The 12,142-nt window shown below is 68.8% G+C and carries 12 protein-coding genes; 9 read left to right on the top strand and 3 right to left on the bottom strand.

Translation table 11 applies throughout. From position 1 onward, the window contains the following. Positions 1-295: 295 nt before the first annotated feature. The 5 genes from WBA11_RS08370 to era all read left to right on the top strand — a co-directional run bounded on the left by WBA11_RS08370 (position 296) and on the right by era (position 5,731). A complete protein-coding gene (locus tag WBA11_RS08370) occupies positions 296-814 on the top strand; it encodes a hypothetical protein (protein WP_424520242.1) in 519 nt (172 codons plus the stop codon). Between the two features lie 14 nt (positions 815-828). After that, positions 829-1,725, top strand: a complete 897-nt coding sequence (locus WBA11_RS08375; RefSeq protein WP_424520243.1) for a hypothetical protein — start codon at positions 829-831, stop codon at positions 1,723-1,725. 18 nt (positions 1,726-1,743) lie between these two features. Then, positions 1,744-3,774, top strand: coding sequence for a hypothetical protein (locus WBA11_RS08380; protein ID WP_424520244.1), 2,031 nt, complete (start codon positions 1,744-1,746; stop codon positions 3,772-3,774). Positions 3,775-3,892: 118 nt separating this feature from the next. Then, positions 3,893-4,699 carry a hypothetical protein gene (locus tag WBA11_RS08385; protein ID WP_424520245.1) on the top strand — a complete coding sequence of 269 codons (807 nt, stop codon included), beginning with the start codon at positions 3,893-3,895 and terminating at the stop codon, positions 4,697-4,699. 57 nt (positions 4,700-4,756) lie between these two features. Next, a complete protein-coding gene (era, locus tag WBA11_RS08390; protein WP_424520246.1) occupies positions 4,757-5,731 on the top strand; it encodes a GTPase Era in 975 nt (324 codons plus the stop codon). Between the two features lie 64 nt (positions 5,732-5,795). Here the strand turns inward: era and WBA11_RS08395 are convergent, their stop codons facing one another. Then, a complete protein-coding gene (locus WBA11_RS08395) occupies positions 5,796-6,938 on the bottom strand; it encodes a 4-phosphoerythronate dehydrogenase (protein WP_424520247.1) in 1,143 nt (380 codons plus the stop codon). A 254-nt stretch (positions 6,939-7,192) separates the two neighbouring features. Between WBA11_RS08395 and WBA11_RS08400 the strand changes: the two genes are divergently transcribed. The 4 genes from WBA11_RS08400 (at position 7,193) to WBA11_RS08415 (ending at position 10,993) form a co-directional block, all read left to right on the top strand. Continuing rightward, the gene (locus WBA11_RS08400; protein ID WP_424520248.1) at positions 7,193-7,828 is read left to right on the top strand and encodes a cell wall hydrolase; all 636 of its coding nucleotides are present in this window, start codon (positions 7,193-7,195) and stop codon (positions 7,826-7,828) included. 60 nt (positions 7,829-7,888) lie between these two features. Beyond that, a complete protein-coding gene (locus WBA11_RS08405) occupies positions 7,889-8,875 on the top strand; it encodes an endonuclease/exonuclease/phosphatase family protein (protein WP_424520249.1) in 987 nt (328 codons plus the stop codon). Between the two features lie 157 nt (positions 8,876-9,032). Next, positions 9,033-9,758 (top strand): RNA polymerase sigma factor, encoded by a 726-nt coding sequence (locus WBA11_RS08410; RefSeq protein WP_424520250.1) that lies wholly within the window; start codon positions 9,033-9,035, stop codon positions 9,756-9,758. A gap of 56 nt (positions 9,759-9,814) precedes the next feature. Beyond that, complete coding sequence (locus WBA11_RS08415) at positions 9,815-10,993, top strand: peptide chain release factor 1 (protein WP_424520251.1); 1,179 nt, start codon at positions 9,815-9,817, stop codon at positions 10,991-10,993. A gap of 56 nt (positions 10,994-11,049) precedes the next feature. On the opposite strand, the gene WBA11_RS08420 is transcribed toward WBA11_RS08415, so the two are convergent. Together WBA11_RS08420 and WBA11_RS08425 are read right to left on the bottom strand one after the other, a co-directional pair. Further along, positions 11,050-11,634, bottom strand: a complete 585-nt coding sequence (locus tag WBA11_RS08420) for a hypothetical protein (protein ID WP_424520252.1) — start codon at positions 11,632-11,634, stop codon at positions 11,050-11,052. A gap of 73 nt (positions 11,635-11,707) precedes the next feature. Then, positions 11,708-12,142 (bottom strand): FkbM family methyltransferase (locus WBA11_RS08425; protein WP_424520253.1); only part of this gene is annotated, 435 nt, incomplete at its 5' end.

Consider the following 12,142-nt stretch of genomic DNA (forward strand, 5'->3'; position numbering starts at 1 on the left):
GTCGCCGAGGTCTCGATCGGCCAGGCCCTCCTCGCCGACGCCCTCGAGGACGGCATCGCAGCGACGGTACGAGCCTACGTCGACGTGATCGAACGCGCTCGGTAGGCGGCAAAGACGAAACGAGACACGCCGTTGTCTCCCGGCCTCGAGGACGACCCGGCGGGGTCCAGGTCCGGTATCCGTCGCGCATCTGTGCCAGATCGAGCGTTCAGAGGAATCTTGAGTACGGACGCATCGAGGACGGGGGGTCGCGGCACGGTGATCGCACGGAGACACCGTCGCCCGTCCCGTCCTCATGCAACAGACGCTCCTCGCGCTCGTCGCCATCCTGATCTTCTCCCTCTTCGCGCTGTCCCAGCACGAGGTCCGGGCCGACGCCGAGATCACAGCGCTCTCCGCCGAGGTCGAGATGGCCGGCGCCCGCCTCGCCCGCGAGCGACTGGCCGACGTCTTGTCGCGGCGGTTCGACGAGGTCGACGAATCAGGCCGGGCTCGCACGACGCCCCTCGGGCTCTCCGCCGTGCTCGGACCCGACACCGGGGAGACCAACGAGTGGGACTTCGACGACGTCGATGACTTCCACGGACATCCAGCACGCATCGTCACCGCTGATTGGATGGAGGGCCAGGTGGCCTTCACCGACTCGGTCTCCGTCCGCTACTTCAGCTACGGCCCGGGTGGGGACTTCGTCGAGGTCGCAGGTCCGTCGCTCATGAAGCAGGTCACCGTATTCGTCCGGGCCGAGCCGGATGGGTTCATCGGGACGCCCCCGATCGCTGCAACGCTCCGCCAGATCGTGACCCCCACCTCGTAAGCGCCCCTCCAGCAATGGCTTTCATCTTCGACAACCTGATCGCGTTCCTCATCGGGACGACGCTCTTGGTCGCACTTCTGTTCGTACAGCAGCGCGGTCGCCAGACGGCTATCGAGACCTCGATTCGCTACCAGGCCGAAGGGCAAGCGGCCTCATTCGTCGAGATCATGTCGCGCGACCTCGAGAACGCCAGAACGCGCGAGCAGGCACGGGCCGCCCTCGGCACCTACAGCCGCGACGCACTCGGCGGCTCCCAACAGCGAGCGCTGGGCATCCACAGCGTGGACGGCCAGACCGATTGGATCGAGTTCGTCACGCTCGAGGCCCCCGACTCCGGCTCGGCCTCACCGCTCGTTCCCGTCGCCTACAAGCGCCAGCCCCTCGGCCGTCAGATCGAGATCGACGGTGTGAGCCGGGACGTGTACCGGATCACACGGTTCGTCTTCGACGGGACTGGCTGGGTGGAGAACGGTGCCAGCCCCGACGCGGTCGTCGGCTTCGAGGTCGACGTGCAAGGGACGCCGTCTCCAACAAATGGGACCTCGCGGATCACGGAGCTCCCTCGCCAGGTCCAGGTCGCCGTCGAGTTCGCGTACGAGACTCCGGACCTGGTCGCCGGGGACCAAGAGCAGACCGCGATGTTCGGCGCGACGAGGCAAGGCGCCATGGTCAGGATGTACGCCTCGGGGACGGGCAACCGAGCGCTTCCGCCCCGCCAGCCGGGCCCGTCGGCGATCCCCCTGCCCCCTTGGGCGCCGGAGTACGTCCCGCCCCCTCCGAGCGGTGGTGGACCCGCCGACCCGGGCGGGAACGATACCGCCGACGACGACAATTCCGGTCGCGGAGGCGACTCGAACCCGCCCAATGATCCCCCACCCGTCGTGCTACGCCCGTCGGGGCGCCCAGTCTGACCTCTACCTCTTCTCCCTATGGGCCGCTCCCTCCTCTTCATCGTTCTGGCCGCTGTTCTGGGCGGTAGCTATCTCACGCTCTCGACGTACCAAACGGAGCAAGAAACCGGGTCTCGCCGTGCCGACGCCCAGGCAAACGTGCTCGCCAGACAGCTCGCCGAGAGCGGCCAAGCCATCGCCTTGGCGTCGATCACCCAAGACGACGGGTTCGCAGACCCCACCGGCATCTTCGTCTCGCAGCGTCCTTACGAGGGCGGCGAGATCCTCTTCGAGGACTTCCCAGCCGTCCAGATTCTCAGCAACGGAACCCAGCGCGCTGACGTCTCCGTCGCGGGGTCCTACGGAGGCGCCACGCACCGTTTGCGGAGCGTCTACGAGTTCGACCCGATGGACTTCCCGGGCGCACTCTGGCTCGACGTCCCCTACGCGTCCGGCACCGTGTCGACGGACGCCACGATCAGCAACGGGTCGATGCCGGACTACTACGCCCAGATCGACCCGAGCAAGTTCAACGACTTGCGGATGAACGAGCTCGGGATGTCGTTCGGCGGCATGAAGCAGCAGATGCGGAACGCTGGAACGGAGACCCCGAACTGGGGTGGATCCGGCGGAACACGCGTCCACGACCTCGGCGACGGCGTCAAGACGGCCGACGAGCTCTACTTCGCGGTCTCCGGCGAAGCGAGCGCCGCCGCGGGCGACCTCGTCGTAGACCGAAGCCTGACGGTCGACCGGGACATGACCATCGGCGCGCCGAACGCGATCACCGTCGTTCAGGGCGACGCCCGGATCCGGTCTGGTAGCACGGTCACGGGGTCTGGAGCCCTCGTCATCGAGGGCGACCTCCGCGTCGAGGGCGGCCTCGAGTGGGACGGCCTCGTCATCGTTCGCTCTAGCGAGGACGACCTGGTCGTTGACCTGGGGACGGGGACCACCATCAACGGCGCGTTGGTGATCTCACAAGAAGCCTTCCCTCCTGGCGGCCACCTCGACGTGACCATCTTCCGAGCGCCCACGGGATCATGGTCGGCGCCGTGGGGCATCCGCGCGGCGGGGCCGAGCTCCCTCCAACCGTCGTCGTGGCCTCTCGGCGAGGCCTATCCGTGGTACGACCACACCCACCGCTTCGACCGCCCCGCGCCGACCGACCCGAACGCACCGGCCCGTCAGAACAGCGAAGTGCAGTTTGTGGACGCGCCCTCGAACCCACAAGAGAACCTGACGGGTCTGGCCGAGCTCCTCGACCACCTGGGCGGCGAGGACGTCCAGCTCGAGTTCGCCAACCGCGCCGCCCACGGCCACTCTCTCTACAGCATCGAGGTCGACGGCGAGACCGTGACCGGCACCGTCTCCGGCGGGTTCGAGGGGACCGTCCTCGAGGGCGCCAACCGCTACCGGTCGGCCACGTTCGACGCCCGCGACCTCGACCGGCTCACCATCCGTCCTCGAAGCTTGCGGTCGCTCAAGCGGTTGTGGGACGGGGAAGGCTCGTGCCTTGGTGACGAGTGGCCCTACTGCGTGGGCGAGAACCGCAACCGACGCGGCGCGCTCACCGTCCGCCTCCGCCGTGCCAGCAACGGCGCGTCGCTCTACGAGGGAGCGTTGTACTGGCACATGCAGCAGGGCGACGAGCAGACGCAGTACCAGGCCGACATCGAGACCTGGCGGACCGGCGTCCAGAGCGGCAGCATCCCGTTTGGCACCGACTTCCGAATGGGTGCCACGTCGTCGGTGACCTACGACTTGGTCCCGATCGTCGCTCTCACGGACCGGCTCCGCTTCGACGGCAACGAGATCCGCCACGTCTCGACCTCGAGTGAGACGGTAGGCGTCATCGAGGCCGCCATTGCAGAAGCTGAACGGCAGGTCCAGGTCTGTCACGCCGCCGGCACTGCGGCCGAGACGACCCTCTCCTTCCCGGACGGATCCGGGGCTCTCAACGAGCACCTTCGACATAGCGACCCCCGTGGAGCCTGCGCAGGCTCTGCCGAGAGCGGTGACTCGGGACGATCCGGCCGGTCAGGCAGATCCGGCCGATCTGGTGATTGATTTGGTGACTCCGGTTCTGGAGGCTCCCGCGGCTCGGAGCGCTCTGGACGATTCTAACCGAGCGACCGGGCCTCATTTCCCTCCCCATCTCGCCATCGGCCTCGAGGCCGGGCGCGTCGTGCGAGCGGTCACGTTCACGATGCTGTGGCTGGCCGCGCTGGTGGTCGTCCTCGACCTGTGGCTGTATCTGGGCCGGGGCATCGCCTCGTCCGACCTCGCCGGCTGGTTCAACGCGACCAGCGAGCGGGGGCTCGGGTCGTGGCTGTCCGTCACCCAGACCGTCCTGATCGCCGTCACCCTCTGGGGGTTTGCAGCGTTGCTAAAGGCCTCGGGGGAACGACGCCGCCGGGTGTGGGGGTGGACCGCGCTGGCCGTGTTCTTCAGCTACCTCGCCCTCGACGACGGGACGTTCCTCCACGAGCGGATCGGATCGGCCACGGCCGACGTCGAGGGCGTCGCGGTGGTTGACGCGTTCCCGAGCTACTACTGGCAACTCGTGCTGGGGCCGTTCCTTATCGGGGCGGGACTCCTAATGGTCGCCTTCCTGAGGCGCGAGATCGAGGACGTCCGGCTCCGGCGATACGTCCTGGCCGCCGTCGCGCTGATGGGGACCGCGGTCGCGCTCGACTTTGTCGACGGCCTCGGGGCCGACCACCCGTTCAACGCCTACGCCTGGCTCGCGGGGCGCTACCTGTCCGACGCCACGGCGGGCGTCCTGTTCGACAGGACCGGCCTCGAAGCCGTGGTCCACGTGTCGAGGTCGGTCGAGGAAAGCTTGGAGATGGCCTCGATGACGCTGCTGTGGGCCACGTTCTTGTCCCACGCGGCCGCGTCGTTCCACGTCGTCACGGTCCGCATCGAGGACGCGGCCGCCGATCCCGTCCTCGATGAGGCATGGGCGGCGGCCGTTCCGACGCTGGCCTAGCCCGCCCGCAGAACGACGCGCGGCGCCGGGCGTTTGGCGAGTCCTCCCCTCGCCCCTATGGAGCCCGACCCCACGCCCACGCCCCTCCCATCCGACGCGCTGACGCCGGGACCCGACGGCCACAAGAGCGGCTACGTCGCGCTCGTGGGCGCCCCCAACGTCGGCAAGTCGACGCTGTTGAACCGGTGGCTCGGGACGAAGCTGTCGATCGTGTCGCCGCGGCCGTCGACGACGCGGAACCGGGTGCTCGGCATCCTGACGGAGGAGGCGACCGAAGACGATCCGGGGCACCAGCTCGTGCTGCTGGACACGCCGGGCGTGGTCCGGCCGAAGTACAAGCTGCACCAGCACATGATGCGCGACGTGGACCGCTCGTTGGGCGACGCCGACGTGACGGTGCTCATGGCCGACGCGACCGAGCGCGAGTTGACGCACGACGCTCGGCAGGCGGTCGAGCGCGTCCAGATGTCGAGTGCCCCCGTCCTGCTGGCGCTCAACAAGATCGACAAGCTGGGCCTGGTGGACGAGGCCCTGCCGCTCGTCGAGGTCTACACCGAAGCCCTGGGCCGCCCCGCCGACGCGGTCGTCCCGATCTCGGCCCAGCACGGCCGCGGCACCGACGCTCTCCTAGAACTCGTCTTGGAGCGGATCCCGCTCGGGCCACCCTACTACCCCGCCGACCAGCTCTCGGAGCACCCGGAGCGCTTCTTCATCTCGGAGATCATTCGCGAGGCCGTCTTCCACCAGTTCCGCGACGAGGTCCCGTACGCGACGCAGGTCGTGGTGGTGACGTACGAGGAGAGGCCGGGACGCAAGGACTTCGTCGCGTGCGACATCGTGGTGGAGCGTGACTCTCAAAAGGCGATCCTGATCGGGAAGGGCGGTCGGGCGCTGAAGCGACTCGGGCAGGCCGCGCGCGAGGAGATCGAGGCGTTCCTCGGCCGGGGCGTCTTTTTGCAGCTGTTCGTCAAAACGCGGGCGGACTGGCGCGACCGTGACGGCCACTTGCGCGAGTACGGATTCGGACGATAGGCGCGCTGGCACGGAAGGCAAGGGGTCCGACCTCGAGGACGCGGCACTCCAACGCGCAGCGTCTCTACGCCATCTGCAGCCCGAGCCCTACGGTCACGGCTCCGACCAAGCTCGCCGGCACAGCGCCCTCGAGGACGACACGGGACAGCTCGCGCCGAGCGGGGTAGTGCTTTCGCAGGTCGGAAAACGCGGCGGCCCGGCGCTCGCCAGACACGCCCTCGAGGGCGGAGCGGAACCGGGCGTCGTCGGCGCGGACGTCGTAGGCCCGCTGGGCGACCTCGTCCAGCCATCCGTCGCGACGGGTCGACCTCGAGGACGGAGCAGAGATACGAACGGGGTCGGGCAGGACCGTCGCCACGTCCCACCGCGGCTCGCCGGCCCACGCTCGGAGCGCGTTCGCGACCATCGCCGTCCCGCGCACCTTGGCGTCGAGCGCGTAGCCCGCGATGTGAGGTGTCGCGAGGGCAGCGGCCTGGACGAGCGCGGGGTCGGGCTCCGGCTCTCCAGGCCACACGTCCAAGACCACCGGCCGCGTCGTGGCGAGCGCCAGCGCCGCGTCAACCTCGAGGACGCCGCCTCGAGCGGCGTTGACCAACCAGGCGTCGGTCTTCATCCGGTCGACGACCTCGAGGTCGAAGAGACTGCGCGTCGGATGCGGTCCGTCGTCGGTAAACGGCGTGTGGAGAGTGACGATGTCCGCGACCTCGAGGACGGCGTCGAGGCTGAGGTAGTCGTGATCAGTGAATCCTGCCTCCGCCCGAGGCGGATCGCACACCACGACCTCGAAGCCGAGCGCTCGCGCCCGCGGCGCCAGCCGCCCGCCAACGTGTCCGGCGCCGACGATGCCCAGCGTCTTGCCATCGAGGACGACATCTTGGTCCGACGCGACGGCCAGGACGGAAGCGAGCACGTAGTCCACCACCGAGGCGGCGTTCGAGCCCGGCGCCGATGCGAACGCGATGCCCGCGGCCTCGAGGGCGGGCGGGTCCACGTGATCCGTCCCAGCCGTCGCGGAGCCGACGAACCGGACGGCCGTGCCCTCGAGCAGATCGGCGTCCACGCGCGTCACGCTCCGCACCAGGAGCGCGTCGGCCTCGAGGACGGTGCCGCGTGTGATCGGCCGGCCCGGGACGGTATGGACGTGCCCCAGCGAGCCGATGGCGTCGGTGACGTGGGGGATGTTCTCGTCGGCGACGATCGTGAGCACGGTTGTCTACCCGGGTGATCAGAGGTGATGTCCCTACGAGACACTTCCGTCCTCGGTCCTGGCGGAGGCCGTGTGAGGAGTGCAAATTCTGCGCATCGGCACGCCCTTTGGGTAGGCCTTGGGAGCGCCCACTGGGCACATTTCCTGACCTTCACCTTCGCGCCACTGCTCCTCCTTTACGCCTTCACGTCATCGGCACCATCCTCGCGTTGGACACCCCGACGACACCTCTTGGCTCACAGCTCGGGACACGCATGAAGACATTCGGAAGCCGAATCGGAACGGCGCTGACGGTAATCTTGGCGGGCATCTTCCCGCTCGTCGGACTCTTCTTTACGATCCACGCCACCTCGGACCGAGGGGCACCGGAGCTTCCTGTCCAGTTGGTCTCGGACGCCCCGGCACCGTTCGCCCTCGAGACCGTTACGGAGGACGTCTTGTGGCTCGCCCGGTGCATCTACTCGGAGACGAAGCGCGAGGAGGAGCAGGAGTTGGTCGCCTGGGTGATCCGCAACCGCGTCGAGACCGAGTACCGCGGCCAGGACACGTATGAGGACGTCGTCCTCGATCCGTACCAGTTTAGCGCGTTCAACCCCGGCAACCCGAAGCGGCGTCTCTACACGTCGCTCTCCGCGACGCCCGAGTCACCGGCGTTCGTCCGCGCCCTCGAGGTCGCCCACGCGGTCTACCACGCTCCGGCCGGCGCCCGGCCGTTCCCGGAGCGGACGCGGCACTTCTACAGCGAGCGCTCGATGGTCGGCGCCTCGAAGCCGAACTGGGCGCACGGCCACACGCCGGTCCAGCCCACGAGCTTTAAGCCGGACCCGCGCCGCTTCCGGTTCTACGCCGGCGTCGCGGCTCCGATGCCGGTCCTCTCGGTGCGGTTCTAGACCGCCCGGATCTACGAATTGAGGGGGCGCGTCCGACGACGCGCCCCTTTCTTTTTGCCGATGTCCCGCACGCTCGCTCTTCTCGTCCTTCTGGGCGCCTGCTCCGCTCCCGCCCCGAACCCGAGCGTGGTCCCCGGCTTCGAGGTGCAGGGCGCGCCGGTCTGGACCGTCGAGGGCGTCCGCGTGGCGACGTTCAACGGCGAGTTCCTGTTTGACGGACAGGGCGACGAGGGAGAAGCCACGTTCGACTGGAAGGGCGATCCGGCAAAGGCGCGCGCGCACCGCGACGACATCGGAGCCGTCGTCCGTAGCTTGGACGCCGATCTCGTGTTGATGACGGAGATCGAGAACCTCGAGACGCTCGAGATGCTGGTCGCGGAGTCCCTCGAGGGGATGGGCTACCAAGCCGTCCTGATCGACGGGCGCGACTCGTTTACGGGCCAAGACGTGGGGCTGCTGTCGCGCTTCCCCATCGAGGACGCTGGGCGGATCGACGTCCGGCTCCCGGTCGGCATCAGCGATCAGACGTACGGCGTGTCCAAGAACCTGTGGGCTCGTCTCTCGATGCCGGACGGGACGCCCGTGACGGTGGTGGGCCTCCACTTTCTGGCGCGCCCGGACGCCGTCGACCGGCGCGACCGGCGGGAGACGCAGGCCGAGGTGATCCGGCAGTTTATCGAGGGCGAGCAAGCGGCGGGCCGCGAGGTCATCGCCCTAGGCGATTTCAACGACATCGACGACGCCGTCTTGGACCGGCGCGGCTCGGTCCCCATCACCAACGTCATGGCGACGATCAAACGCGCCGGCCCGTCGCCCGACGACGACCTGGTCAACGTCTTGGGCGACGTGCCCCAGGCCGAGCGGTTCACGTCGTTCTACGACCGCAACCGGAACGACCGGTTCGAGCAGGGCGAGTTCTCGGCCATCGACCACGTCCTCCTCTCGCCGGCGTTGTACCGGCGCGTCCTCGAGGTCCGGTTCGTCCATTCGCACGACCCGCGCGAGGTGAGCGACCACTTCCCCGTCGTGGTGACGCTGGCGGAGTAGGCGCCCTCGAGGTCGGTGTCGCACGGGGCTCGTCGCGCTCCTCCGCTCGACCTCGAGGACGACGGATTCGGACGTCTTGGCGGATCCTCCGGCACGTCCGGCCGGTTGACATCGACCGCCGGTCACCCGGCGTCTTTTCCCGTCTGCTCTCCCTTCTATGTCTACCGCCCCGCCGAACGCCGAGACCTGGCGCCGCGCGCTCACCGGAGATCGAGACGCCTTCAACGAGGCCCTCTCTCCACACACCGACACCCTGCGCGGCGCCGCCGAGCGCCAGCTCGAGGTCGAACGCGACCCGATCACCGACGCCCCGGACCCGGGCCAGAAAATCGTCGACCTGACGCCGGACGAGCTGGTCGGCGAGACGATGGTACGGGCGTGGGATCTGCGCGAGCGGTTCGACGCCGACCGGATGTCGTTCCGGGCGTGGCTGCTCGGCCTTCAGACCCGCTCGCTCGCTCGGATCACGCAGCGGCAGGACCGATATGCCAGGCGCAAGGCGATCTCGCTCGACCAGGAGATCCCGACCAACGAGACTCAGGACGCGGTCGGCGAGCAGTTCTACGAGTTCCGTCAGCCGTTCGACGTCGATACGTACGAGGAGATCATCGCGTCGACGACGCCGGACGACCCCGCCCCAGACGGGTTCAGCCTCGACGGCGAGTCCCGGGCGGAAGCTCGGCAAGGCGCCTTGCTGTTCGATGAGTTCGACGTCAGCTTGGCCGAGGTCGCTCAGATCCTCGACGCGTCCCTCAAGGACACGGCGGCGTCGATGAACCTCGCCCGTGAGGGCCTGCGCGCCCGCATCGGTTCCGTCGAGGACGCGCACGACGACGCCCCCGCGACCGATTCCTACACCGGCGACCCGCTCCCCGACGCCTAGACATGGCATCCGGCCTCGAGGCCGCCTCCCTTTCCGTTCGCTTTTCCCTCTGCTCTATGTCCCTCGACCCCAAAGAACGCGACGCCCTCCTCGCCGAGCTCCGCCGCCGCACGACGACTCCTGGCTTTCACTTTCTCGACTCCGACCACCTGTCGCGCCTCAACGAGGCGCGCTCGACCGGCGCGCCCATCGTCAGCCTCTACCTCGAGATGACGCCGGAGGCCCGGCTCGGGACGACGTGGAAGACGACGCTCAAGGACTTGATCGACCGCGCCCTCGAGGACGCCGGCGACCACAAGAAGGCCGTCCAGGCCGAGTGCGAGCGGATCTCGGACGCCCTCGAGGCCGGACTTCCCCGGACGGGCCGTGGCGTCGTGTTCTTCGCGTGCGAAGAGATCGGGCTGTTCGAGCAGCTCGGCACCGCGATCGCGCTCCCCAACGAGGTCCACGTCACGGACAACCCGTACGTCCGCCCGCTGGCCCGCGTCCGCGACGAGAACGACCGGTTCGTGATCGCGCTGCTGTCGGCCCACAAGTCCCGCTTCTTCTTCGCCCAGATCGGGCTCGTCGAGGAGGTCTATGAGCTCGAGGGCGAGGAGGTCTTCGTCACGGACCTCGTCTCGAAGGACCAGAAGCAGGACCGCAAGGCCAAGCGCCGCCGTCAACAGGCGGCCCGGAGCGCCCATGCCTTGGAGCTGATCACCAAGACCCTGGAGGCGCGCCACGTCCTCTACTCGGCCCCGGCGGACATGGAGGCGGACTTCTTGGACAAGCTCAACCAGCAGACGCGCGAGAAGGTCGGCGGCGGGTTCGCGTGCGACACCGAGGCCACGACGGCCGAGGTCTCGGACGCCGCTGAGCCGTCCCAACGCGAGGTCGAGGCCCGAGAAGAGGTCGAGACGTTGGAGCGCGTCCAGGAGCTCTTGTCCTCGAGGGCGGTCGCCGGCCTCGACGACACGCTCGACATGCTGAACCAGCAGCGCGTGATGACGCTGGTCGTGGACGACGCCCAGACCATCCCGGGCGGCATCGACGCGGCGTCGGGGATGCTGACGACGCAGACGGAGGGGACCTACGACGCGACGGGCGGCGAGATCAGCGCCGTCCCAGACCTGATCGAGCTGATGCTCGACAAGGCCATGGAGCAGGGCGCGAGCCTGGAGCTCGTGCACAGCGACGCCGCCCGCGAGGCGCTCGCGGCCCACGGCCCGGCTGCGGCGATCCTGCGGTTCTAGCTCGTCCTCGAAGACGGATTCAGGGGCGACGGGCGCGGGCTCGTCGCCCCTTTCGTTTAGATGCCGAGGCCGACGCGCAGGAACACGACGTTGAGCTTGACCTCGTCGTCCGCCGTGGTGCTCTCGGAGTTGAGGCCGGTGAGGTCCAAGCCGTAGCGGAGCTCGACGTAGCCGCTCGGCCCGATCAGCGGCACGCCGCCGCGGATGCCGAGGCCGACGTTGCCGGCGACGGTCATGTTCTCTTGCTCGAACGTCTCGAGACCGGAGACCGGAAACCGGAATTCGGGTCCGGCCAAGACGTAGGCCTGGAGGACCGGTGTCGGCGTCTTGAGCTGGAAGTCGACCGGGACGGCGACGTAGGCGGCGGAGTCCTCGAGGTCGTCGGCGTTGGGACGTCGGACGTCGCGGATGTCGCCGGCCTTGACGTAGTACACGCCGGTCCGCGCCGAGAAGAAGAGGACGCCCACATCGGCGTAGAGCCCGATGTGGTAGCCGGTCGAGGAGTCGAGGTCGAACTGCCCGGCGTCGCCCAGGCTGGCGAAGTTGAGGCCGCCGGCGACGCCGAGGTCGATGGACGGGATGAGTTGGGCGTTGGCCGGGGCCGCGAGGGCGAGGAGTCCGGCGAGAGCGAGGAGGCGCATGGTGGGGAAGAGATGACGACGGGTGAATGGTAGCGACGACGGTCGGTTCGCACAGACTCGCCCTCGCGGACGGCTACGCAGGATCGAGGGCGACGTGGGCGCGGACGCCTCCGCTCGGCATCGGCCCGCCCTCGAGGACGGTGGCCCGGTAGCCGAGCGGCGTGGCGATGGCGTCGACCGCGTCGGGGAAGTCGGCGACGGCGTGGTGGACCTCGACCAAGACCGAGGGCCGGTGCTCGGCCAGCGTCCGGGCCATCCCGTGCAGGACCGCGACCTCGACGCCCTCGACGTCGACCTTGACGAGGTCCGGCGGCGGGAATCCGTTCTCGACCATCGCGTCGACCGTCGTGACGTCGACCTCGAGGCCGGCGCCTTCGTGCCCCGGATCGATCCGGTAGGTCACGGGGCCTCCCTTGTCGGTCCGTAGCCACGCGCTCCCGACCTCACCGCCGACCGCGGCCTCGAGGACGTCGATGTCGAACCCGTTGAGGCGGGCGTTGTGACGGAC

The sequence above is a fragment of the Rubrivirga sp. genome, from assembly GCF_049648075.1.
In the GTDB taxonomy this organism is placed as follows: domain Bacteria; phylum Bacteroidota; class Rhodothermia; order Rhodothermales; family Rubricoccaceae; genus Rubrivirga.